The sequence below is a fragment of the Tropicibacter alexandrii genome, assembly GCF_003667315.2.
Taxonomy (GTDB): domain Bacteria; phylum Pseudomonadota; class Alphaproteobacteria; order Rhodobacterales; family Rhodobacteraceae; genus Tropicibacter; species Tropicibacter alexandrii.
In genome coordinates, this window is sequence record NZ_RCTZ02000016.1 from 41,104 (window position 1) to 65,649 (window position 24,546).

Here is a 24,546-nt window from a genome sequence, read left to right on the forward strand (position 1 = left end):
AGGGGGACTAGATGGCCGGGATTGAAGTCGAAACATTTCTGCACAAGATGAACCGCGCCGGATACGATGCGTTCATCCACGCCATGCGGCGGGCGCGCGGCGACGGCAACCGCTCGATCGAGCTGTGCCACTGGCTGCTGCCGCTGGTCGAGAACCAGAATTGTGACATCTCGGTCACGCTGCGCGAGCTGGGCCTGAACCGCAAACAGGTCTTGATCGACCTCGACAAGGCGGTGTCAGCGCTGGCCAAGAACAAGGCCGAAATCCCCGCCATCTCGGACGAATTGTCGAACGCGCTGCGCCACGCCTGGACCTATTCCACCCTGCATTTCGGCGAAACGCAGATCCGCTCGGGCCATGTGCTGACCGCGATCCTGAACGACGACAAGCTGCGCCGCCACCTGCTGCAATATTCCAAGGTCTTCGGCGACATTTCCGTCGATCAACTGGCCCGCGAAAGCACCACGCTTTGGGCCGATTCCGAAGAGGAAACCATGCGCCCGATGGACGGCTCGGGCCTGTCGGCGGGCGGCAGCGGCGCGGGTGACGATGACGACGGCCCGCGCGGCGGCAGCACCGCCCTGGCGCGCTTTTCCGTCGACATGACCGCCGAGGCCCAATCGGGCAAGATGGACCGCATCGTCGGGCGCGACGACGAAATCCGGCAGGTGATTGACGTGCTGCTGCGCCGCCGCCAGAACAACCCGATCCTGACCGGCGAGGCCGGCGTCGGCAAGACCGCCGTGGCCGAGGGCTTTGCCCAGCGGCTCGCGTCGGGTGACGTGCCGCCCAAGCTCAAGGGCACGCGCCTGCACATGCTGGACATTCAGGCGATGCAGGCCGGGGCCTCGATGAAGGGTGAATTCGAGCAACGCCTGAAATCCGTCATCGACGAGGTGCAATCCAGCCCGGTGCCGATCATCCTCTTCATCGACGAGGCGCATACGCTGATCGGTGCGGGCGGGGCTGCGGGCACGGGCGATGCCGCCAACCTGCTGAAACCGGCACTGGCGCGCGGCACCCTGCGCACCATCGCCGCGACGACTTGGTCCGAATACCGCCAGTATTTCGAGAAAGACCCGGCGCTGACCCGGCGGTTCCAGCCGGTGAACGTGGACGAACCCTCGGTCGAGCAATGCTGCTACATGCTGCGCGGCGTGCTGGAACCGATGGAAAAGCACCACAATGTGCGCATCTCGGACGAGGCCATCGTTGCCGCCGTCAACCTGTCGCATCGCTACATCCCCGCCCGGCAATTGCCCGACAAGGCCGTGTCGCTGCTGGATACCGCCTGCGCCCGCGTCGCCGTCAGCCAGTCGTCGATCCCCGCCCGGATCGAGGACACGCGCGAACGGATCAAGGCCTTGGAGGCCGAGATTGCAGGCAAGATCGCCGAGCGCGATCTGGGCGAGACCGACGAGGACCGCATCACCGAGGCCGAGGCCGAGAAGGCCGATCTGCAAACCCGGCTGGCCGATCTGGAAGCCATGTATGACAAAGAAAAGGCGCTGGTGGATCAGGTCCTTGACCTGCGCAAGCGGCTGGCCGCGGGCAAGGGCGGCGATGCCGAGGAGGTCATGGACAACCGCCCCGAGGCCGAGACCGCGCCAGAGGACGACGCCGCGCCAGAGGACGAACCCGCCGATCCGGACGCCGCCCGCGCCGAGATGAAGGCGCGTATCGAGGAACTGGAATCCGGCAATCCCGATGACCGCATGGTCTATGCCCATGTGGATGCGCAAGCCGTGGCCACCGTGATCTCGGACTGGACGGGCATTCCGGCGGGCCGCATGGTGCAGGACGAATTGCAGGCGGTCCTGCAACTCTCCGACCACCTGCGCGAGCGCGTCATCGGTCAGGATCACGGCCTGCGCGCCATCGCCAAGCGGATCGAGACCAACCGCGCGGGCCTGTCGAACCCCAACAAGCCGATTGGCGTCTTCATGCTGTGCGGCCCGTCCGGCGTCGGCAAGACCGAAACCGCGCTGGCCTTGGCCGAACAGCTATACGGCGGCGAGGACAACGTCATCACCATCAACATGTCCGAATTTCAGGAAGCGCACACCGTCTCCCTGCTCAAAGGCGCGCCTCCGGGCTATGTTGGCCATGGCGAGGGCGGGCGGCTGACCGAACAGGTCCGGCGCAAACCCTATTCGGTCGTGCTGCTGGACGAGGTCGAAAAGGCCCATCCGGACGTGCATGAACTGTTCTTTCAGGTCTTTGACAAGGGCATCATGGAGGACGGCAACGGCCGCCGCATCGACTTCAAGAACACGCTGATCCTGCTGACCTCGAATGTCGGCACCGATGTCATCATGGAGATGGCCGAAGGCGGCAACACCACCCCCGACCTTGAGGAACTGGAAACCGCGCTGAAGCCCTTCCAGCTGGAGGTCTTCCCCCCTGCCCTTCTGGGGCGCATCGTCTCGATCCCCTATTTCCCGCTGGGCGCCGAGGTGCTGGGCGGCATCGCGCGCCTGAAACTGGGCTCTGTCGCGGCGCGTCTCAAGTCGGCGCATGGCGCGGTGCTGACCTATGGCGACGACGTGATCGACCACATCGTCGAGCAATGCCGCGACCCCGACAGCGGCGGCCGGATGATCGACAACATCATCACCAACTCGATCCTGCCGGACATGTCCCGTCAGGTGCTGGGCCGCATGGTCGAGGGGGAGCAGCTGCGCTCGGTCACGGTCAAGGTCGAGGATGGCGTGTTCGGGTACGAGTTCGGGTAATCGGGGCACAGCCCCAGAAGACCTGTTTTTGATCAGTGGAGGACAAGACCATGAACCAGTGCGTCATTGAACCCGGGGACCCCGCGCGGGGCCTCGCCTATATCGCCACGATGCGTCGATGATCCCGGAGCCAGCAGGTTCAGACCGCGAGGACATGTCATGACCCGTTCCAGCTTCAGCATCGGCCAGTCGGTACCGATGGACAAATACGTCACCACCCTGAAATCGGTTCTGGTGGGCGGCAGCACACCGACCGAACAGGAAAGCAAGATGGGCTTTTCTCCCGGCTCCATGGCGGGGGGTTACTGGCTGTTCATTCTCGCCCCGCAGGAACGGATCGCGCTGGGGCAATTCGAGTTTCGCGGCTATACTCATTTTTCGGACGGCATCCCCAAAGGCGAAAGCCAGAACGTGCATGAGACGCTCAGGAACAGCTATTCCGGCCACAAGATCGATCAGGACAACTGGAAACGGATTCAGCGGGAGGCGGTCGAGCGGCTCAATCGCGATGGGCTGGATCGTGTGTGCAAACTGATCTTCGACAAGCCGGACCAGATGGACTACCCGCCGGGACGCGGCGTGGTACAATACACGCTGACAGCCAAGAAATCCTTCATTGCGACGGCCTTTGTCGGCCCCACCCAGAAACTGGTCGGGCTGGGTGGCATCTCAGTCGGCGTGACCGCCGCCTGATCCCAGGCACCACGTCTTGTTTCAAGGTGGAGATTTGGAATGTCCAACGATTACGATCTGTACACGATCAAACCCGGTGACACGCTGTTCCGTATCATGGCAGAGCACTATGGCCGCGACCAGTTCGTCCATAACAAGGACAAATTGCTGGAACGGGTCAAGGAAGAGAACCCGCAAATCAGCGACGTCGACTTGATCTATGCGAATACACCTCTGGTTCTGCCGGTCTTGCGCCCCGGCCAGCCAGCCGACAGCGCCCCCAAGGCAAGCAGCGCGCAGCAGGCCGCCAACGCGATGACCTGTCAGCGGATCATGAACCAGCCACCGATGAACCGCGAGGTGCTGTCGTCGCTCCAAAGCGCCGATGACGCGACGAGGTTTCTCGAAAACGCGGGGATGGGGCTCGACGGGCTCAGCGGGGCCTATAGCGGGCTGGGCAAACTCGCCAATCTGGCGCGCGACCAATACACAAGAACCACAAAGGACATTCAGTTCACACAGGCGCTGATGAAGCAGGACAAGTTGACCAAGGCGTCCTATTACGGCGACCGGTCACAGCGGCTTGGCAAGCTTGACCAACGGTTTTCGCTAATCCGCAACAAGCTCGGCAAAGAACTGACACCCACTGGCAAGCTCATGCGGGTCTCACAGAACTCGGTGCGCCATACCAAGAGCCTCGACAAGTCGCTCAAATTCGCGGATGGCCTGTCGAAACGCGCCAAATACGCGGGCAAGGGCTTTGCCGCGCTCAGCGTGGGGGTGGGTGCCGCCCGATACATGGCCGAAGACGATGCAAGGGAGCGGTCCTCGATCTTGTTGGAAACCGCCGGAAGCATGGCGCTTGGCGGCATTGCGTCGATCGCCATTGGCGCGGCGCTTGTCAGCAACCCGGTGGGCTGGGGCGTGATCGTCGGATCGGTGCTGATCACCGGGGCCGCTGGCTATGCCGGGGGCGAAATCGGTGGCGCCATCGGGGACGCCCTGCACGACGAATATGGCAGCAAGGACAAGGACATCTTTCAGGGCTTGTTCGACTGACCCGCACGCGGGACGGCAGCCCTATAGGTCGCAGCTTTCCAAGGCCCGCAGCGCGTCGAGCAACTCCTTGTTCATGCGCTCGATTTCGACCTTCATGATCCTGACCAGCCTTTGACCCTGGCTGTAGCTGTCATACATCTTCATGCCCCAACTGAAGGTGTCCTCGAACGTCCTTGCCGCGCTTTCCAGCGTCTTCAGCCCGGTCACGACACGTTTGCCGACAGCCCCGGTCTTGTTGCCGCTGCGCTCCATCGCGTCGAACACATTGCCAACCGCATCGGCGCCGGTTTCGAAAGCCTGCCTGCGCGCGACCTTCTTTGCCTCGCTTTCGCCCGACCCGTGCTTGGCGGCGGCAATCTTGGCCGCGCCGGTCATGCCCTGCGCGTTTGTCTTGTACATGGCCCCGGCGGGGTGACCGATGCGCACAACACTCAACGCGCTGTGAGCCGAATTCGCGACGAGTTCCTCGCCGCTGGTATGGCCGTTCCGGAACGACCAGAAACCTTCGTTCACCTCCATGGCGGCCCGGCCCATGCCCGCGATATCCAAGGCCTTGATCGGCGTCAGGGCCGAGATCACGCCAAGCCCCTCGTAACAGACATCGCGAATGAGGCGCAGCGCAAACACCCCCGCAGAGAACAGCCCGGCTTCGTCATTGATGGCTTCGAGCCGGTTCATGCGTTCCTGTGTCTCGCGGATGCGGCGCGAAAGTTGGCGAATGTCCTCCAACTGGACCTTGCATCGGGGGTTTTCGAATTTCTTCAGGTCTATGGCGGGTTCCTGCAGGCCCCTGAAATGAAAAAAAACCGAAGGCATGACGTCCCCCTGAGAAAAAACCTGAGCCAAGTCTGACCCGCCCGGCCCCTTGCGTCAAACCCCTTCGAGCATCGCGTCCACCGCCTCTCGATAGGCGCGGATCTCGGCAGAGACGGTGACGACCGGGGCGGCGGCGGGGGCGTTGCGGATCGTCGGAGCCGCGCCGCTGCCGCGCATCTTGCGGTCGGACCACGCCACCAGATCACCAATCGTCTTGCCCCGCAGGAAGGGGTTGGCGTTGACGACGCCCGATCCCATCACCTCCAGCACGGTGGCGGACCGGCTGGCCGACAGCGCCTTGGCCGCGCCACCGGCACCAAGGAAATGGCACAGATACAGGTTGCCCGGCGTGATCTCGTGCCCGCGCGCGCGCAGATAGGCCTCGCCCTCGCGCGCGAGGTTGCGCACCATCTCGCGGCTCAGCGCCGGGTCGAAGCGCAGGTTCAGCTGTTCGGCCCGGCTCATCGAATTGGCCAGATCGGGGCGGTAATCGCGCATCATCCGCAACCATGTGCTTTCGATGAACTGGCCCAGACCCGTGGCGCTGGACAGCGGGTTCTTGGCGCGCGCATTGCCCGCGCTTTCGACCTTGATGATCTGGTTGACCAGCGCCTCGACCGCCTGAGAGCCCGGCTGCCCGCCTGCGGACACGACCTGCTGGCGCTGATAGGTCAGCGGATCGACCGGCTTGTCATTGACGCGCACTTCGAAATGCAGGTGCGGCCCGGTGGACCGCCCGGTGGTGCCGACATAGCCCACCACCTCGCCCGCCGCGACGCGGGTGCCCTTCTGACCCTTGTCGCCAAAGCGGCTGAGATGGGCGTAGCGGGTCTGCACACCGCCGCCATGGTCGATATAGATGACATTGCCATAGCCCCCCGCAGGCCCGGCATAGCTGACCGTCCCCCCGGCGGCAGCCATGACCGGCGTGCCGGTGGGCGCGGCCCAATCGACGCCGTTGTGATTGCGCACCTGCTTCAGGATAGGATGGTGGCGCGGTCCAAAGCCCGAGGTCTTGACCCCCTTCACCGGCACGACGAAACCATGGCCCAGCTGCCCGCCGCCACCGCCCGGCCCCGGTGCCTTTTCGAAGTCGAAGCAGGCGAAATCCGGGCTGTCGGGCGCGACCGGCGTGACATAGCAGATCATCTCCCCGGACGGCCCGGTCAAGGCGAGATAGGCGATCTGCCCGGCCCCGGTGCCTTCGTATCCCGGCTCGGACGCGAACAGCACCGTCAGCTTGTCGCCCGCGCTGGCAAAGCGGTCGAGGTCGAAGCGCTGCGACATCAAAACGATGATCTCGCCCACCATGCGGGACGACAGGCCATTGCGCAAAGCCGTGCTGTAAAGCGCATCGATCAGGCGCACATCCTGTTTCGCCGCGCCTGCGCTGCGCAGGGTGCCGGTCATTTCCAGCAGGTCGTCCTGCAACCACGGGTCCGCCGACTGGGCCACACGACCCGGACCGACTTGCGCAACCGACCCGAGATACCCGTCCGGCCCGTAGACCGACATCTGCAACAGCTTCGGCCCGTCCAGATCCGGCGCGTGACGGACCGCGACGACGCTGCCCGGGGGCAGGTCGTCAGGCAGCGACAGCTCGGCATTGGTGGCGGCGGCCAGCGTCTCGGACACCGCTTCGGAAAAGCCGCTGGAGACCAGCACCGAGGACAGCTTGCGCGCATGGTTGACAGCCGTCACCACGTCATCGAACAAGGGTTGGCGCTGGTTGTCGCGCAGGGCGAGCACCGTTGTCGTCGTATTCTGGATGCGGGTCTCGACATAGACCGCCTGACCGTCCTGATCGCCATGCGGGCCGTCCCCGTCCGAGGCGATGAAATCACCCCAACTGCTTTCCTCGTCCACGGCGATAAGGTTGCCCGCCTCGACCGGCCCCTGCGCCGCAGCCGCCGTCAGTTCTGCGTTCGGCGCGGCGGCGCTGCGCTGCGCCTGAAACAGGGCGAAATCCTCTCGGCTGGAGGGCAGCACCAGATCGACGCGCTGTTCGGCGGCCAGCAGGTCCTCGGTCAGGAGGGCAAAGCGGTCCGACGCCGGGACCCCGAACCGGTCGGGCAGGAACCCCTCGGGGCCGGGCACGGCCTTGAGCGCGGGGGCATCGCGGTCGGCAAGGCGCAGGATCATCGGGTCGGTCTGAAGATCGACGGATTGCACCGGTGGCGCGCGCGAAGGGGCCTCGTCCGGGGCGACCTCGGTCTGGACCATGACGAAATCGTCGAGCCCCGCGTCCTGCTGCCCCCCGGAGCCGCGCAAGGCGGCCCAGCCCAGCCCGACGGCCATCAGCCCGCCCACGACGAGGATCGCACCTGCGATGGTCCGCACCAACCGCTTCTTGCGCTGGCGCTGACGGGCCCGCAGACCGCTGGACCGAAAGGCCGGATCAACCTCGATTGGCATCTGCGTCGCCTGTCCGGTTCGTCGCAGTCATGTTCAGAAATTTCCGACCATGGCCCCCCCGGTCGCAATACCACCACTGCGCGGAGTGGGCGTAGGGGTCGGCGCCGCTCTGGGTGTCGGGGCTGGTGCAGGGGCGGGCTGGGTGCGACGCACCGGCGCCGCTGCCGATCTTGACGGCTGTCGGTTGACCGCTGGGCGCGGGGCGGCCACCGGGGTCGGACATTCCACCGTGTCGTTGCGCACGATGTCGCGGAACAGGGCGATCGTCGCATCCAGAACCGAGGGCGCATCCTGCCCGAGTTCCGTGTAATACTCACGAACCGAGCGTTGCGAACCCGGGCCCCAATCGCCGTCGATGCTCATGCGATAGCAGTTCATCGCCTTCAACTCGCGCTGCAAGGCGACCTTCAGCGCCTCCTCAGGTGGGTCGAAGGCCCCGCTGTCCAGCAGGCTGACGAAAAGCTCGCGGTTCTGGTCGCGCAGCGCCTTTCGCGCGGCGAGGTTGTCATAGGCGATGTTGATCGGGTCGCCATCCGCGTCGGCCGGGGCGCTTTCGGGTTCGGGGGCATAGGCGACCTCGGTCACGCCGCCGATCAACCCGACGATGATCGACGGTGCGGGCAGGTCTTGTGACAGCGGCAGGGCGGCCAGCTGGCTTTGCGGCGGGGCGGCAAAGACGACGAAATCCTCGGCGCGGGAAGGGGTCGGGCTCGGCGCGGGACGGGCAAAGCCCGCCGGGACAAGCTGTTCGTCCTGCGCGGCGGTATCGATGATCGGCACCAGCGATACGATGTCATCGGCCACCCGCGCCACCGGGTCTGGCTCGATGATGATCCAGTCCTCCTGCACGCGGCCGGGCAGTTCGAACAGGTCGCGGGCCGTGCCACCCTGCCAGATCCCGGCCATCAGCGTCGACAGCCCGCCCGACAGGTCGGGCCGCGCGGCCAGCCGCTGCATCCGGTCCGACAGGCGCATCCCGTCGGCGGGACAGGCGCGGCCGGGTCCGGCACTGGCAAGCACCTGCAACGCCATGCCGCGCGGCACCTGCGGTGTCGCAAAACCGTTGGCGCCCGGACCCGTGCAGTTCTCGACCAGCAGCGCGACGCGCCGGGTATCCCCGATGGACAGGGCCGCCAGCACGTCGCTGAACCGCAGGTCATCGCCCCCGTCAAAGCGCATCCCGTCGCCGTTCAGCGCCCCGGCATAATAGATCAGCGCATTCTCGACCCGCCCAAGCGCGGCAATCGCGCGCTCCACCTCGGGGCGGGTGCCGTCGCGCAGCGTCAGGATGCCGTCGAGACCACCGCGATCCAGCATCTGCGTCGCGTGGAACGCATCCCCGAATCCCGTGCCGCCCGACTGGCCGATCACCAGCGCATGCCATCGGTCCTGCGCGGCCGCCGGCACCGGCAGAATGCCGGACATGGTCATCAAGAGCAGGGCAACGAGCAGGTGTTTCATGGCAAGAGCGTATGAACTTCGACAAACCGACAGGTCGAGTATAGCCGCTTCGGCTCAAATAACGAGTCCCTTCCTGCCGCACCCCTACCGTAAAACGTGTGTCAAGGCGGGTTGATGAACAAGGTCCACCGTTCGCTGCGCAGCGTGTCGACTTCGTGGAAGCGGGCCTCGATATAGCCGCGCAGCAGGCAATCGGTCTCGCCACGGATGTCGAAGCGGTCCGGCGCCACGCACATCGGGGTCGCACCGCTGAGGATCACCTTGCCAAAGACGTCTTGCGCAAAGACGTAGACATAGCGCGCGTCGAGCGCCTCCTTGATGACGTTGGAGCATTGGTTCGGACCCACCGTCCACCAGCCCGAACTGACAAATCCGTCATACTGGTAGCGCCCGATCGCAAGGTTCAGCACGTCGAGCGTGCGGTTGCAGACCGAGAACTGCGCCGCCGCCGCACCGGGCCAAGCCAGCAAAAGCACAAGGCCCAGCACCGGGATTCGTCGGCACATCGCCGAATGAAACCGTAAACAAAGGGTAAACAAGTGGTATTGGGGTGCCATATCGGCCACAATTTGCCTAACGAAGCGGGTCGGCCTCAATTTCGACACATTCTTCACCGGTTTTACTGTACCATGCAACCTATGTTCAAAATGTTCGCAACTTCGTTTGGTCTCATCGCTCTTTCCGCAATTGCCGGTGTCGCCCTGTTTTCCAGCCATGAGGCGCTTGCCTCGGGCAATCGTCTGTCGGATGTTCTGGCGCAGGACTCCGGCAAGGCCCGGTTGGCCTCTGCCGCACCCGGCCTGACCTACACGACACCGGAAACCGCGCAGGTTCTGCGTCAGCCCACCCTGTCGACCCAAGGCCTGCCGGCCTCGCCGCTCGCGCCGCGACAGGCGTTGCGACCGGTGGCGCGGCCCGGTGGCTGGGCCGTCCTTCAGGATGGCGCAACGGCCGCCCCGGTCGACATCGTGTCGTCCAATGCCCAGCCGGTCTATCGCGTCTACACCCCCGCGCCGCAGCCACGGACGCCGAAACCCGTCGCCACGTCAAAGCGTTACCGCGCCGTTCAGGACGCGGCGCCCCGGCGTCCCGGCGGGTATTTCAGACCCGAATACATGATCGGTGTCTTTCAATAGATCAGGCCCGTCCATTTGCCCCGAAGCCCGCGCACGACGCGGGCTTTTTTTATTGACAGCGCAATGCTGATGCCTGCCTATATTGTAAATAGCGATATTGGAATAACAGTATTTGGGGACGACATGTCAGGTAAAAGGGTTATTCAGGCTATTGCCGCGGCCAGCCTGCTGCTTGGGTTCGGGTGGCACGGCGCTGCCGCGCAGACCGGGACGGAACAGGCCTTCACCCTCGAACTGAACGCCGCGACAGAGGCCAATGTCGGCAGTTGCCGCCTGACCTACGTGGCCGAGAACGACTCCGACATCCCGCTGGAACGCACGGAATACGAGGTCGCGATCTTCGACGACAAGGGCGTCGTGTCACGCATCCTCGTGCTGAAATTCGGGGCGTTGGTCGAAGGCAAGACCAAGATCCTGCAATTCGACCTGTCCGGCACATCCTGTGACTCGATTTCGCGCATCGTCGTCAACGATTCAGCGGCCTGCCTGACCCGCGATGGCGGCGAGTCCGATTTCTGCATGTCCGGGATCAAACCCAGTTCGCGGACCCCGATCGACTTCGGTATCTGAGTTTTCGTCACACGGGCCCCGGCCACGCAATCCCAGTAGAGGTACTGTATGGACTTCTTTCAGCCGGACGCGTTCGACCTGCCGACGCTGATCGTCTTTGGCGCGCTGGCGATCCTGTCGGTGCTGGCCATCACGGTCGCGCTGTTCAAATGGGTCCAGTTCATCCGCCTCGGCGTCGGACGCCGCCGCAAGGCCGAGCAGATCCTCGACAGCTGGCTGTCGGGCCGCGCCGAAGAGGCGGTGCGCCTCGCCTCGCAACGCAAATCCGTGCTGGCGCGCATCCTTCAGGCGGTGTTTTCCGGCGTGCAGGCCAAGCCCAACGACACCACCTATGCCGAGGAACTCGGACGTCAGACCGCGATCATCGAGCTGGCCACCATGACGGAACGGATGCGCGTGCTGGAAATGATCGTGCAATCGGCGCCGATGCTGGGCCTTCTGGGCACGGTGATCGGAATGATCGACGCCTTCTCGGCGCTGTCCATGGCCGAGGGCGCGGTCGATCCGACCATGCTGGCGGGTGGCATCTGGGTGGCGCTGTCCACCACCGCCGTGGGGCTGGCCATCGCGCTGGTGACCTTCTTCATCGCCAACTGGTTCGAGGCCAAGATCGACCGCGAGCGCAACCTGATCGAAACCGTCATCTCGGCTGCGATCCACGGTCGTCTGGACCCGTCCGCCGGCCTGCGCTGAGCGGAGCGCGGCCATGGCGACCTCGCGCATCCTTCTGCCCGAACGGCCCCGGCGCTACCGCTTTGCGATGACGCCGCTGGCGGATGCGATGTTCCAGCTGCTGATCTTCTTCATGCTGTCCTCCAGCCTGACGCCCTATTCGATGATCACCCTGCAAACCGCCGAGGCCCCGCCCGAGCCGGGCAATGCAGGTGCCCCCGCCCCGGCTGCCCCCGCGCCGGACACCGGCGAGACGGCGATCTGGGCGCTGGAAAACGGGCGCGTGCTGGTGGGTGGCCAAAGCTTCGATTTCGACGCGCTGGACGGGCTGGCGGCGGCACTCGGCGCGTCCGGTGTTCCACAGGACGTGCTGCTGCTGGTGCGCGACAGCGCGCAGGTGCAGGATGTGACCACCGTTCTGGAACGGCTGCGCGCCGCCAATGTCGGCGCGGTGCGCGTCGCGCAGGGGGCGTACTGACATGGCCCGCCGCGCGCTCTTGCCCCCCCGGCCCACGCGGCAACCGCCCGACACGTCGCTTGCCATCGTCAATATCGTGCTGTTGCTGATCTTCTTCTTTCTCGCCACCGGCTCGATGACGGCGACGCCGCAACATACGCTGGCCCTGTCGCAGACCGCCGACCTGCCGATCGAACAATTGCCCAAGCCGATCCTGATCGTCGAGGAAGGCGATGTGATCAGCATCGATGGCGAACCGGTGGCACCGGAATTGCTTGGCAGCGCGGTTCAGGATATGACGGTCTTGCACGTTCTGAGTGATCGCGAAGCGCGGGCCGGGATCCTGTTGGACCTGTTGGCCAGACCCGAGCTGAGCACGCTGGAGGTGCGGCTTGTCACCATCCACCGGAGCGGCGAGGAATGAACTTTCTGCCCTATAGCGGATCCGGAACCTTTGGCTGGATCGCCGCCGGAACGGTTTCCGCCGTGGTGCACGGCGCGGTCGTGTTCGGCGTGCTGACCGGCGCGCGGGATTGGTACGCGCCGCCCGACGCCATGGACCGGCCCCGCGCCGAATACCAGATCACGCTCGAACGGCTGGAAACCGACACGCTGGCCGGGCTGGTCGAACGGCTGGGCATCGCGGGCGGTGCCGAGCAGCCCGATACGCTCGACCCCGCCCCCGAGGAGGAATTCGACGAATTGGCCGCGCTTGCCGCCGAGGACGCGCCGCCCTTGCCCGAACCGGACCTGCCAGAGCCCGCCCCGACCGAGGAACTGACCCCCGAGGCGCCGGAGCCTGCCGAACCGGAACCCGTGGAACCCGACGCGCCAGAGCAGCCCGCGCCGGCGGACCTGCCCGTCGAGGACCCTGAACCGACCCTGCCCGAACCGGTCGAGGCCGCCCAGCCCGAGCTGCCGGAAACCGAACTACCCCAAGCCGCCGCGCCCGACCCGATCGAGGCGGCGCCCGTCGAGCAGCCCGCCCCGGCCCCGCTTGCCGAAGACGCGGTGGCCGCGCAGGTCGCCGAACAGGCCCCGGTCGTGCAGGACCAACCGCTGGATCTGACCCGGACAGAGCCGCTGGCCCCGGTTGTCGCCCCGCCGGTCGAGGCTGCTTCGCCGATCCTGCCCGATGCCTCTGCCGAGGCGGGCCCCGGCGCGGCGATCTCTGCCTTGCCCCCGGACGATGGCGCCATCCCGATCCTGCCCGACACGTTCGAGACGGTCGCGCCGGTCATTTCCGCCGTGCCGACCGCGCCGGGGCTGGACCCGCTGCCCGAGCAACCCGTCGAATCCGCCGCCATCATCGCCCCCGTCGCGCCAGAGCCAGAACCGGTCTCGCCGGGCGCCGACCTTGCGGCCCTGCCTGTCGCGCCCGAACCCTCCGCGCCCGAACCGGTCGCGCCGGATGCGTCCGAGCCGCTCGCCATCGCGCCCGAGAGCCCTGCCCCACTGGCCGTCGCACCCGAGGCGCCCGAGCCGCTGGAAATCCAGCCCGAGGCGCTGACCGGGCAATCGCCCCGACCGGCCCCGCCGCCGCCTTCGGCGCAGGACCTCGCGCTTGGCGACCTGATCCAGCGGATCCGGGCCGCCGCCGACAATCCCTGCCTTCTGGCCCTGCCCCGCCGCGCCGGGAATGACGGCGCGGCACTGGCGCTGGTCGCGCCGGATGATGCGGCGATGCAGAACTTCTCGGACGAGGTCCTGACCGGCGAGGATGCCGCGATCCCGCAGACCCGCACGCTGGTCGATCCGCGCCAATGCGCGGCCCTGACCTTTGTCCGGCAAAACCGCGACTACCCGGCGACCCGCATCGGGTTGCGGCTGGATACTGAGGTGATCCCAACCGGCGGGCGCCTGTCCGGCGTGATGCGCGGCACGGCGGGGCGCGATGTCGCCCTTCTGCTGATCGACAACAACGGCGTGATGCAAAGCCTCAACCGTTTTCTGTCCTTCTCGGGGAACTTCGCCCGGTTCGACGTGCCGATGACCCGCGTCGGACAGCAGCGCGACACGGCGCAGCTGTTGCTGGCCATCGCCTCGCCCACCTCGCTCGACCCGCTTCGCGAGCGGTCCGGGCAACTGGCCGAAACCGCGCTGAGCGACCTGCCGCCCGCGATCGCATCGCAGGCGGCGCTGGCCATCGTGACCTTCGTGGTGGAGTGACGCGTCAGTTGTCCGAGGCGGCGGGCGGTTCGTGGGTAAGCAGCACCCAAGACAGGGCCGCACTGGCCGCGCCGTCGCGCTTCTCTATCTCGTCCAGCACCAGCGGCAGCAGCGCCGCCGCCTGATCGCCGTTGCGCGCGGTGGCCGCTGCGGCCAGCGGCGTGTCGCTTTCGACCGCAAGCACCAGTTGCGGGGCCTCGTCCACATCGGCGCTGAGGTTCAGGCCAAAGGTCACGTTGCGCTGGTCGCCCACCGGCTGCGACATCCGGTCGGTCAGGTTGTAGATCCCGCCCTTGGGGCTGATCAGGATCAGCCAGACCGCCTGCCCCAAGGGCACCGTCAGTTGCGCCGTCACAGGCGCGCGACTGGCCACCCTATCGGGCGTCACGAACATCTCGACACCCGAGCGGCCCCGGCCCTGCAAGGCGCGGGCAAAGTCCAGCGCCGGGCATTGCGCCTCTTCGATCTCGCGTTGCAGAATATCCGCGCCCGACCCGAACTGCTCGGCATAGGCCTGCCGCACCGCGTCAAAGCGCGCATCATCGGCGGCAATCCCTTCCAGCATCCCGGCATTCTCGCCGCCGGTCACGCGCGAGACATAGCCGCACGTGCCGGTATCGAAGGCGGCAAGGAACCCCTCGCGCGTGGCGGTGACCGGCTCGGGGATCCCCCCGGCCGAGGCCTGCACCCCGGGTGGGCTGACCGCAGGGCCCGCAGGCGTGCCGATCAGTCCCTCTTGCCATGCGAACCACCCGGCACCGCCAAGGATCGCGACAAAGACCAGCCCCATGATCAGCAGCAGGCGTCCGCCAGTCCTGTCCTGCTCCTCCGGTTCCTCGGGGGGCAGGGTGTGGGTCATGGTGCGCTGCTGGGTCTGCGTGCGCTCAAGCGGCATCGCGCCGGTGTTCAGGGTGCCGCCGGGCAGTTGCAATCCGTGCGGCACGGTGACCGGCGCATTGAGCGAGCCGGTCATCGCCCCCGTGCCGGTTCCCGTCACCGGCTCGGGCAAAGGCGGCTGCCAGCCATCGAGGTATTGCGGCGGGATTTCCGCCGGGTTGTCGACGAGGTACTGCACCTCGGCCATGGAACTGGGGCGCGCCGCCGGGTCCGGTTCCAGCATCCACGACAGCAGCGGGCGCAATTCCTGCGGCACCTCGTAGAGGTCGGGGATGCTTTGCCGCGACTGCACCGCCTCGGCGATGGACGAGCCCATGTCCAGCGGTCGCCCGATCACCGCCGCGCAGGTCAGCAGCGCCAAGCCGTAGATGTCGGTCGCGGGGCCGATATGGCCGCCGTAATGGCCCAGCTGTTCGGGGGCCACGTATTTGAACTTGCCCGCGAACCGGCCATGCATCGTGCCTTCGGTCACCATGGTCGACTTGGCGATGCCAAAGTCGATCAAGCGCGCCTCGGCCACCGCGCGATGCGGCAGCATGACATTGTCAGGCGACAGGTCGCGGTGGATCACCTTCTTGGCGTGGGCCTTGGACAGACCGCCCGCCAGACGCCGCAGCAGGGTCTGCGTTTCCGCAAGGCTCAAAGCGCCTTCTTCGGCCACGTGATCCTTCAGCGGGACGCCGTCGATGAACTCCATCACCAAGAAATAGCGGTTCAGCGCCGGGTCGTGGACGTAGTTGTAGTAACGCACGATGGTGTCATCGACCAACTGGCGCAGCGTCTTGGCCTCGCGCTTGAACAGCAGGCCCGCCTCGGCATCCTCGGCCTTTTCCGGCAGGATCGCCTTGATCGCCACCGGATCGCCGGTGCCGATCTCGATGCCGCGATAGACCTCGCCCATGCCACCGGCCTTGAGCACTTCTTCGATGCGGTAGTTGTTGTTGATCAGCGTGCCGATCGGCAGCTTGCCGCCATGCGCCGGGCCCAGCATCGACTGCCCGGGCCAGCCCGTCGGCAGGGCCGAGTCGGACACCGACGGATCCTGCACAGGCTGCTGCGGCGGCGCGTATTGCGGCGGCAAAGGCGCCATCCGCGTGCGGTCGTCGTCGTCCGGATCGTCGTTCTGGCCAGTCATGCAGTCTCACCGTCGGATGCGTCAGGGGCGCGGTCTGCGGCCTCGGCCTCCAGCAGCGCTTGGGTTTCTTCGTCTTCGACCGGCGGCGGTGGCAGGCAGCGCATGGCGATCACCGTGACATTGTCTCGCGCGCCGCGCTCCAGCGTCAAGTCGACCATCGCCTTGCAAGCTTCCTTGGGCGGGAGTGCGCCCGCAATCTCGGCAATATCGGCATCCGAGAGGTGCTCGGTCAGCCCGTCCGAACACAGGATGAAGGTGTCGTCGATCTCGGCGGTCCCGGTCACGATATCGCAATGCGGCACCGGCGTCACGCCGATGGCGCGGGTGATGACGTTGCGGCGCGGCCAGTTCACCGCCTCTTCGGGGGTGATCGCCCCATTATCCAGCAATTCCTGCATTTCCGTATGGTCGCGGGTCTGCTGGACCAGCACACCGCCCCGCAGCAGGTAGACACGGCTGTCACCGGACCAGATGCAGGAATAGCGGTTGCCATGCACCAACAGCGCCACCAGCGTCGCGCCGATGGTGCCGCGCTGCAATTCCGCCGCATGGTCGAGGATGCGCTCATTGGCACGGGTCAGTCGCTCCATGAAGCGCGCCTGCAGATCCTCGCCCGAGGCCGCAACGCCGACCGACATCAGTTCACGGACGATGGCTTGGCTGGCATAGTCGCCCGCCGCATGGCCACCCATGCCGTCAGCCACCACCCACAACCCGAAATCCTCGCGGGTCATGAAGGAATCCTCGTTCACCGTGCGCCGGCAACCGACATCCGAGACCTGCCCGGTCTCGAAGGTGAAATACTCGTTATTCGCCAACTGCGCCTCCCGTTTTTCTTGTTCCGCCCAGCAGCCAGCCAAGCGCGCGCGGGTCCGGCAGCCCATCGCATCCCAACCACACCGCCGTGCGATAGCTGTCCCCCGGCGACCACCAGTAGGACCGCCCCAGCGCCGCCCGCGCCGGATCTGCCTGCGCCGCCTGACGCAACAGGGTCGACAGGTCGCCATCGGTCTGATGCGCCCAGATCGTCTTGCCCTGCAGGCGCTCCGCGTCGGTCTCGGGCGGCAGATCGATCTCCAGCCCTTCGAGCAGGGCCGCCCCGCCGCCCGTGGCGGCCCGGGTGTTCGCCAGATGGGTTTCCAGCGCCTCCCACGGGGTCTGATCCACCGCACCGCCATAGCCGGGAAAATCCACCCGCGCGCCCTGAACCACCAGCAGCAGCGGGTATTCGCGCCCCACCTTGTCGTGCCATGGCCGGTAGATGCCCAGCACCGACTGTCCAAATACCTCGCGCCCGATCCAGAAGCGCAGCACCTGCCCGTGGCGCCAGAACTCGGCCCAGTCCTTTTGCAACTCGGCGCGCAGCGCGGTCAGGCTGCGGTCGATCCATGCGGTCAGCGCGGTCTCGACCTCGTACAGCACCCGCGCCGACAGGAAATCGCCGAAGGCCGGGTGCTTGCCCATCAGGCCAACCCGGATGTCTCCGGCCCCACCGGTCATTCAAGCGCCGTGGGGCAGTTGAAATCCAGCAGTTCCGGCATCAGGAACGGCACCGTCGCGCCGTCGAAGATGAAGCGATAGCTGATCGACCGCCCGCCCACGCCGTAGGTGACATCGACCGTGCTGCCCTTGATCCGGGGCTTGCCGCTGCGCAAGAAGCTGACGATGTCCCAGCGCCCCTCGGCGATGGAATAGGTGTTCTGACGCCCCAACTCCGCCGGGATCAGGTCGATCGACACGCCCGAGGCGCTGCCCGGCCAGACCGCGCCCGCGGGCGTGCTGTCCGGCTGGGTCGAGATCGGCGGGCTGCTGCCATGCACGGTCAGCGTCGCAAAGGCCACGGTCGGGGACGAGGTCAGATGCTTGACCGTCATGTTGACCTGCGGCTCTGCCCCGCCATTGGCAAAGAACGCCCGCTGGATTTTCTGTGCGCGGTCGAATTCGCGCAGCGTCGTGGGCGACAGGCGCTGGCCGATATTGCTGTCCGGGTCGGGCTGCAAACCCGAGGCGGTCGGCACCACGTGGCCGCGCAGATGTGTCGAATAGAACTGGTCCATCCGGCCACCGGGGCCGAAGAACTGCCCGAACAGCGACGGCGAGATATGCCGCGACGACCGGCTGAACGGGAACAGGGGCTTGACCTCGGTGCGGCAGAACACGGCGATTTCGTCATTCAGCGCGGCGTTCAGATCGGCCATGGTCGCGTCTTCGGCGGCGGCGCGGAATTCCTTTTCGAGCCCGGTCAGCATCCGCCCGATCACGTCGGGCATGGCCGAGTTGTTGCGGGTCAGCGCGGTCAGCGTCTGGTTCAGCATGGTCTCGTCGGCGGGGGTGCTGACATGGAAGGCGTTGGTGCGGTTTTCCTGCACCGCCGCCAATTGCTGAAGCACGAGGTCGATGGGGCGACTGCCCTGCGCGCCCTGAAGGATCATGTGCCAGCGGGCAAAATCCGAGGTCAGCCGCTCGGCGCGACGGCGGTCGATATCCTCGGCCAGCCCACCGGCGCCCGCGCGGCTCTGGTTCTTGGACCGGCTGCGCAGGCTGTCCATGAACACCCGCCCAAAGACGCCCTGCCGCGAATAGATGCGGCCAAAGACGGCATTGCCCATATCGCCGGACAGGTCGCCGGTGGCCACCATCGTCGCCGCATCCTCGGCGGAAATCCCCGCGATCTCATCATAGATGCGGGTCATGCGGGTTTCCTCGTCCACCGCCTCGGCCAGCTCCAGCAGCGGCGAGGCCACCGGCGACGAGGCCAGCCCCAACAGACGGTATTCCGGCGGATCGACCGACATCGGCGCCAGCCGCATCTTGTCAAACACCTTGTCCCAAGCCTGCTTGAACTCGGACCGGTATTTGCGGAACAGGTCGTTTTCGAGATTGGCCAACTGCTGGTCATAGCCGACACGGTCGCCGCTTTCGCCCAGCACCCAGCTGTCCTCGCGCAGCTCGGTTTCGGCCACCGCCATCTGGTCGACGAAAAAGCCCCAATAGCCTTCGAACGTATACATGCCCGGCACGCCCAGATCCTCCAGCGGGGTGCCGTCGATGGTCTGGAACACCTGCATGACCGAACCGGACACCCGTTCCACGAGGTTGAAATCGGGCACGCCGGACAGCGCGGATTTCTCCTTGATCGCGGCATAGGCCTGATCGGCGAGCGGCAGGTTTACGATGGATTCCCGCGCCCGCAGCTTGATGTTCTCATCGGTGGCAATGCGCGGGGTCTGGTCGCCGTCCAGTTCCAGCATCGCGGCCAGATGCGCGTTCAGTTCGTCGCGGTCGGTGGCGCGGGTCGCACCGGGGACCTGCCGCAGCCAGACATCCTCGAAATAGGTCTTGATGGCCTCGTCGCCATCGCCTTTCCCCTCACCCGCGAGCAGCATGTAGACCTTGAGCGCGCGATAGGTGCCTTCGGTATCCTCATCGACGATCAGCTGGGGGATCTCGTTTTCCAGATGCAGCATCATGCGCGGCCGCAGCATCCGTTCCAGCGCATCCGAATAAGCCTGAAGCGCCGCCGTCCGCAAGGCCGCCTGCCGCGACAGGCCCAGCCGTTCCCAAAAGCCCGGTTCGCGGTCGTCGCCAAAACCGCCGGGCATGGTGCGCAGGTTCTGCAAATGCACCAGCGTCGGCGATGGGTCCGGGTCCGAGATGACCGAGGCGTTCAGCTCGTTGCGGGCAGCGTCGATATACTGTGCCGCATGGGCGTCCGCCTCGCGCACGAGGCTGGCATTCTGCCAGAACGAATAGCCAAACGCGCCCATGGCGCCCAGCGTACAGACCGCGATCACCGTCATCGCCAGCGTGCGCAGCACGGTCATCCGCCGCACCGCGCCACGGTCGTAGTTCACCCAGTCCTTCTCGGCGAAGATCACCTGCGTGAGTAGGTTGCGCAGGAAAAAGCTCTTGCCCTTGCCGGACATGAAGGCGGGCTGGAATTCGGCGTGATCGGCCGGATCGCTGGCCATCATGCCCAGCACTTGGTCGATCGGCGTGCCCTCTTGCGTGCCCGAGCAGAAATAGAAGCCCCGAAGGATCGCGTTCGAGGCATAGCGCGTCGGCTCGAACACCCGGCGCAGGAACTCGCTGAGATTGCTGCGCAGCATCGCCATCTGGCCCGGCAGGCCGAAAATGGCGATCCGCGCGATCCCGTCGGGTTCCTCGCTCATGCGGTCGACCACCTCGTCCGAGAGGCGGCTCAACAGCGCGTCGAATTCCTCGGGCACGCGTTCATGCGTGGCCTCGCGTCGGTCGCGGGTCTGGAAGGTCACGCCCCAGACGCCGTTGCGCCGGTTCTGGCTGAAGGACGAGAAATACTCGCGGAAGCCGGAAATCAGGTCGGCCTTGGTGAACAGCACGTAGACCGGGAAGTCGATGCGCAGCACCTCGTGGATCTCGGCCAGACGCTCGCGCACGATGGCGGCATGGGCGGCGATATGCTCGGGCGTGCCGCGCATCATGTCCTCGACCGAAAAGGCGAGGATCACACCGTTGATCGGCTGGTCGGGGCGGCCCTTCTTGAGCAGGTTCAGGAAGGCGGTCCAGCTGTTGCGGTCGGCCTCGGCATTGCTGTCCTGCGTGGTATAGCGCCCGGCGGTGTCGATCAGCACCGCGTCCTCGGCGAACCACCAATCGCAATTGCGCGTCCCGCCAAAGCCCTGCGCCTGATCGGGGATCGCGTCCTGCCCCGGAAACTCGATCCCGGAATAGCGCAGCGCCGTCGTCTTGCCCGCGCCGGGCGGGCCGATGATGACGTACCATGGCAGGTCGTAGAGATAGTTCTTGCCGCCGGACTTCTTCAGCTTGTCCAGCGCTTTGGACATGCGCTCTGCCAGCACGTCGCCGTCCCCGGCGGGCTTGTCCATCAGGCTGTCTTCGAGCGCCTGCGCACGCTTGCGGCGACGGCGCCAGCGCAGGCCATAGACCAGCGCGATGATCGACAGGATGCCGACGATCAGCCCGCCACGCAGCCACGGGCTGAACAGCGCCTCGACCCCCGTCATCGGGAAGCCGAACCAGATCGCGAGGAAAATCCCCAGCACCCCCAGCACGATCAGCGGGATGCGCACCCATTTCGACCGGAACATCTTGCCCAGAAGTCGGAACGGGAGAGAGCGAAACAGGTACATCTCAGTCCTCTCGCGGGATCATGATCTCGACCCGTCGGTTGCGGGCCTGACCTTCCTTGGTGCCGTTATCGGCAATCGGATCGACCGCGCCCTTGCCCTCGGCGGCGATGCGGTCGGGATCGGCCAGCACCGTCTTGAGGATCTCGGCCACGGTGGTGGCGCGGGCCTCGGACAGATCCTGGTTGGTCTTGTAGCGCCCGCGCCCGGACGGCTTTACGCTGTCCGTATGGCCGACCACGCGCACCGGGCCGAATTCGTCATCGAGAGCCGCACCGATGGTCGCCGCCAATTGCTGGAAATCGCTGCGCAACTCGGCGCTGCCGGGGGCAAATTGCAGGTAGTCGCCGACCCGGACAAAGATCCACTCGTTCTTGACATCCACCTCGACCTCGCCGGACTCGATCGGCGCGGCCAGCGCAGTGCGCAGGCGGTCCAGTTGGCTGGTCTTGGGGGGCTCGGGCTTGCGCACCACCGGCTCGGTGCGTTCGATCGCCACCGGCCTGAGATCGAAATGCATCGCCGCGATGCCCTGTTCGGTCAGGTCGCTCTGCCGCGCCAGCAGGGTCGAGAGTGTCGCGAACAGCGCCACGACCATCAGCGCGCCAACACCCGCGATGGCCCAGATCGGCGGCCCGCCCCGCCGGGTCTTGCCGCGCAGCACCACCGGCAACCACCGGACCGAGATATCCTCGTCCGCGCGCGGCTGCACCCGGCGCAGCGTGTCATAGATCGCCGCGCGGATGCGCGCGAGATCGGCGGTGCCGTTGGGCATGGCGCGGTACTGCCCCTCGAAACCCAGCGACAGGCAGGTCAGCATCAGTTCCAGCAGGTGGAATTTCTGCCCCGGCGCCTTCATGGCGGCATCCATGCGCTGGAAGAAACCGACGCCGGAATTGCGCTCGCCAAAGAATTGCGCGCCCATGGAATATTCCAGCCACATGCCGCGATCCGCGCCGGGCAGGTTCTGGACGATGTCATCGGCGGTGGCCGACAGCGCGTATTTGGCGTCGCGCACATCGTCCGGCGGTACGCCCTTTTGCAGCGCGTTGCGCTCGAACAGGTCGATCTCGCGCGCGACATGTTCCAGCAGCGGCGCGGATTGCATTTCCACCAGTCCGGTGCGCAAGCGGCCCAACAGGATCAGCAGGTTCGCCGCCGAAGCCAGCAGCGGGTTGGTCGAGCCGCCCTCCCCCAGCCCCGAGGCGCGCAAAGCATCGGCCAGCGGGATCTTGCGGTGCTGGCGCGGGGCGGTCTGTTCTTCCTGATGGCGGATTTCCGGGAACATCTGCTCCGAGGCGGAGCGCTGTCCGGTATCGGGCCGATAGGACTGGCCGGGATAGGGGGTGGGCTGCGGCGGCGGAGTGGGCGCAGGTCCCGGTTGCGGCGGCGGGGTCGGATGCGGCGGCAAAGACCCGCCCAGCCACGTGTCGTCCTGCTCCTGCGGGGGCGGCCCCCAATTGGTGGTTTGATGCGGCGGTTGCTGGATCGGCGACCGGGGCGGCGGCGTGGGCGCAACGCGCGGCGGCTCGGGGTTGACCGGCGGGCGGTATTGCGGCTGGGGCGGTTGCGGAGGCGGAGTATATTGCGGCGGTTGGGATTGTGGCGGCGGTGCCGCCGGGCGCGGCGCCTGCTGTTGCGGGTTCTGCGCCGGGGGCAGCGGCGTGCCAAACACCGTCCTGTCGCCATCATCCTGCGGCGGAGGAGACGCCGGAGGCCGGGGCTGCGCCTGTGGACGCGGCGGGACGGGCAAGGGCTGCCCGAAGACCGTCTTGTCGTCGTCGTCCTCGGCCATCACGCGTTCTCCGGTATGGCCCAAAGCTCAAGCTTCAGATCCGGCCAGTTCCCGGCAAAGTGCATGCCGATCGCCGGCGCCGTGGAAAACTCGCGCCACAGGTCCGAGCTTTTGTCCATCAGGAAGTAGACATTGCTCGAAATCACCCGCAACTGGCGCGGCGGGTTGGGCAGATGGACCAGCGACACGCCGGGCAGGTTGGCGTTGATGATCTGGCGCATCCGCGTGCTGGGCCCAGCCTTGCAGAGCAGAGGGAATTGTTGCTGCACCTGCGTCAGCGGCAGGCCCGAACTGACCTCGACCACGAAGGTCGCATTGGCGAACAGGTTGCGGTCGTTGACGGTGGCAAGATAGGAATTGGCGCGCTTTTCCTCCAGCGGGATGCGGATCGCGCGACCCACCTCCAGCGACAGAAGCGACTGGATGTCATAGACGATGGGCGTGAAGCTGTCCTTGGGCGCGTCGTGGCGATAGCCGCCGTAATCCTTGGCCCGCCGGTCGCCCTGATCGAAGGTGGTCAGTTCCCCGGCAAGGCTCACCAGCTTTTCATACAGCCGTTCGGGATGCACCGCCCCCTGCCCCTTCAGGTGGCGCAGGATCGGCAATTCGCGGTTCAGCACCATCAGCATCAGGTAATCGGTCGCCTGCATCCCACCGCCGGAAGACGGGTCCGAGGCATAGCGCGACAGCGTCGCCAGCTTGGCCTCCATCCAGCCGATGACCCGGCTGAGGTAGCCCTCGTAGCCCGGATGCACCGCCAGGATCAGCCCGGTCGGCGGTACGGTATCGTCCAGCTTGACCACGCCATCGCGCATCTCGGTGATGCGGCCCAGAAAGATGTTCTGATAGCCCGGGCGCGGCGTCTGGCGCAGGGCGATCTCCAGCCGCGGCGTGGCGATCTCGATCATCTGCTCGCTGCGCGCGGATGAGGCATTGTCCGCCACCGTTTCCGCCCCCAGCAGGTAGCGCGTGGCGGTGTCGGCGCTGGCGGCGGCCACGTCCTGCGCGTTGATCTCGATATCGGGCAGGGTCAGCCAGATGCCAAGGCCCGACGCCTCGTCCTCGGGGACGGCGACGGGGACCGGCAAGGGCGTGGCATTGGGGGCATCGAACGGCATGCCATCGGGCATGATCCCCACCACGGAGCGCAAGCCGATGCGCCCCTGCTGTGCCAGATCGCGGTCAAAGACCAGTTCCGCCACGCCCCAGGGATAGGGGGTGATCTGCGCCGTCCGCATGCGCAGCAGATGTTCCTGGTAGCGGTCGGCCTGCTGCAAATGATGGGGCTGCAGGAACAGACCTTCTTTCCAGGCAACTTTGCTGAACCATGACATGGTAAAAGCGGACCCTTGCTTGAAATCGGCCCCCGGCGCGGCTGCGGGGCGGAATAATCTTGAATTATTCGCAGTTTGGGTCCTGACCAAGGCG

General features: G+C 66.2%; 19 protein-coding genes. 9 read left to right on the forward strand and 10 right to left on the reverse strand.

The window, feature by feature from the left end; translation table 11 throughout:
• The first annotated feature begins 11 nt into the window (after nucleotides 1-11).
• The 3 genes from tssH (at nucleotide 12) to D8Z78_RS18005 (ending at nucleotide 4,466) form a co-directional block, all read left to right on the forward strand.
• Nucleotides 12-2,735 (forward strand): type VI secretion system ATPase TssH, encoded by a 2,724-nt coding sequence (gene tssH / locus D8Z78_RS17995; protein ID WP_121632433.1) that lies wholly within the window; start codon nucleotides 12-14, stop codon nucleotides 2,733-2,735.
• 159 nt (nucleotides 2,736-2,894) lie between these two features.
• Nucleotides 2,895-3,428, forward strand: coding sequence for a hypothetical protein (locus tag D8Z78_RS18000; RefSeq protein ID WP_121632434.1), 534 nt, complete (start codon nucleotides 2,895-2,897; stop codon nucleotides 3,426-3,428).
• 39 nt (nucleotides 3,429-3,467) lie between these two features.
• The gene (locus D8Z78_RS18005) at nucleotides 3,468-4,466 is read left to right on the forward strand and encodes a LysM peptidoglycan-binding domain-containing protein (protein WP_121632436.1); all 999 of its coding nucleotides are present in this window, start codon (nucleotides 3,468-3,470) and stop codon (nucleotides 4,464-4,466) included.
• Between the two features lie 21 nt (nucleotides 4,467-4,487).
• Here the strand turns inward: D8Z78_RS18005 and D8Z78_RS18010 are convergent, their stop codons facing one another.
• From D8Z78_RS18010 to D8Z78_RS18025, 4 genes are all read right to left on the reverse strand, one after another.
• The gene (locus tag D8Z78_RS18010; RefSeq protein ID WP_121632437.1) at nucleotides 4,488-5,282 is read right to left on the reverse strand and encodes a hypothetical protein; all 795 of its coding nucleotides are present in this window, start codon (nucleotides 5,280-5,282) and stop codon (nucleotides 4,488-4,490) included.
• A 54-nt stretch (nucleotides 5,283-5,336) separates the two neighbouring features.
• The gene (locus tag D8Z78_RS18015) at nucleotides 5,337-7,697 is read right to left on the reverse strand and encodes a peptidoglycan DD-metalloendopeptidase family protein (protein ID WP_121632439.1); all 2,361 of its coding nucleotides are present in this window, start codon (nucleotides 7,695-7,697) and stop codon (nucleotides 5,337-5,339) included.
• 33 nt (nucleotides 7,698-7,730) lie between these two features.
• Nucleotides 7,731-9,158: a hypothetical protein gene (locus D8Z78_RS18020; RefSeq protein ID WP_128910844.1), complete on the reverse strand. Its 1,428-nt coding sequence runs from the start codon at nucleotides 9,156-9,158 to the stop codon at nucleotides 7,731-7,733.
• Nucleotides 9,159-9,259: 101 nt separating this feature from the next.
• Nucleotides 9,260-9,664: a DUF1036 domain-containing protein gene (locus D8Z78_RS18025; RefSeq protein ID WP_121632442.1), complete on the reverse strand. Its 405-nt coding sequence runs from the start codon at nucleotides 9,662-9,664 to the stop codon at nucleotides 9,260-9,262.
• Between the two features lie 141 nt (nucleotides 9,665-9,805).
• Between D8Z78_RS18025 and D8Z78_RS18030 the strand changes: the two genes are divergently transcribed.
• From D8Z78_RS18030 to D8Z78_RS18055, 6 genes are all read left to right on the forward strand, one after another.
• Nucleotides 9,806-10,294, forward strand: coding sequence for a hypothetical protein (locus D8Z78_RS18030; protein WP_128910845.1), 489 nt, complete (start codon nucleotides 9,806-9,808; stop codon nucleotides 10,292-10,294).
• A 123-nt stretch (nucleotides 10,295-10,417) separates the two neighbouring features.
• Nucleotides 10,418-10,864, forward strand: a complete 447-nt coding sequence (locus D8Z78_RS18035; protein ID WP_240672173.1) for a hypothetical protein — start codon at nucleotides 10,418-10,420, stop codon at nucleotides 10,862-10,864.
• Nucleotides 10,865-10,912: 48 nt separating this feature from the next.
• Nucleotides 10,913-11,557, forward strand: coding sequence for a MotA/TolQ/ExbB proton channel family protein (locus tag D8Z78_RS18040; protein ID WP_121632446.1), 645 nt, complete (start codon nucleotides 10,913-10,915; stop codon nucleotides 11,555-11,557).
• A gap of 13 nt (nucleotides 11,558-11,570) precedes the next feature.
• Nucleotides 11,571-12,014: an ExbD/TolR family protein gene (locus D8Z78_RS18045; RefSeq protein ID WP_121632448.1), complete on the forward strand. Its 444-nt coding sequence runs from the start codon at nucleotides 11,571-11,573 to the stop codon at nucleotides 12,012-12,014.
• Between the two features lies 1 nt (nucleotide 12,015).
• On the forward strand, nucleotides 12,016-12,417 hold the full coding sequence (locus D8Z78_RS18050; protein ID WP_121632450.1) for an ExbD/TolR family protein: 402 nt from the start codon (nucleotides 12,016-12,018) through the stop codon (nucleotides 12,415-12,417).
• On the forward strand, nucleotides 12,414-14,162 hold the full coding sequence (locus tag D8Z78_RS18055; protein WP_121632451.1) for a hypothetical protein: 1,749 nt from the start codon (nucleotides 12,414-12,416) through the stop codon (nucleotides 14,160-14,162). Before D8Z78_RS18050 ends, D8Z78_RS18055 begins: the two co-directional genes overlap by 4 nt.
• 4 nt (nucleotides 14,163-14,166) lie before the next feature.
• Here the strand turns inward: D8Z78_RS18055 and D8Z78_RS18060 are convergent, their stop codons facing one another.
• Genes D8Z78_RS18060 through tssK form a run of 6 tightly spaced genes read right to left on the reverse strand, consistent with a single transcriptional unit; the run spans nucleotide 14,167 to nucleotide 24,452 of the window.
• Nucleotides 14,167-16,194 carry a serine/threonine protein kinase gene (locus tag D8Z78_RS18060; RefSeq protein WP_121632453.1) on the reverse strand — a complete coding sequence of 676 codons (2,028 nt, stop codon included), beginning with the start codon at nucleotides 16,192-16,194 and terminating at the stop codon, nucleotides 14,167-14,169.
• A complete protein-coding gene (locus tag D8Z78_RS18065) occupies nucleotides 16,191-17,012 on the reverse strand; it encodes a PP2C family protein-serine/threonine phosphatase (RefSeq protein ID WP_240672174.1) in 822 nt (273 codons plus the stop codon). The genes D8Z78_RS18060 and D8Z78_RS18065 overlap by 4 nt, the downstream gene beginning before the upstream one ends.
• Nucleotides 17,002-17,694, reverse strand: a complete 693-nt coding sequence (tagF, locus tag D8Z78_RS18070; protein ID WP_121632457.1) for a type VI secretion system-associated protein TagF — start codon at nucleotides 17,692-17,694, stop codon at nucleotides 17,002-17,004. Before tagF ends, D8Z78_RS18065 begins: the two co-directional genes overlap by 11 nt.
• Nucleotides 17,691-21,326, reverse strand: a complete 3,636-nt coding sequence (tssM, locus tag D8Z78_RS18075) for a type VI secretion system membrane subunit TssM (RefSeq protein WP_240672175.1) — start codon at nucleotides 21,324-21,326, stop codon at nucleotides 17,691-17,693. Before tssM ends, tagF begins: the two co-directional genes overlap by 4 nt.
• A 1-nt stretch (nucleotide 21,327) precedes the next feature.
• Nucleotides 21,328-23,118: a type IVB secretion system protein IcmH/DotU gene (icmH, locus tag D8Z78_RS25315; protein ID WP_164933004.1), complete on the reverse strand. Its 1,791-nt coding sequence runs from the start codon at nucleotides 23,116-23,118 to the stop codon at nucleotides 21,328-21,330.
• On the reverse strand, nucleotides 23,118-24,452 hold the full coding sequence (gene tssK, locus D8Z78_RS18085; protein ID WP_121632461.1) for a type VI secretion system baseplate subunit TssK: 1,335 nt from the start codon (nucleotides 24,450-24,452) through the stop codon (nucleotides 23,118-23,120). The genes icmH and tssK overlap by 1 nt, the downstream gene beginning before the upstream one ends.
• Between the last annotated feature and the right edge of the window lie 94 nt (nucleotides 24,453-24,546).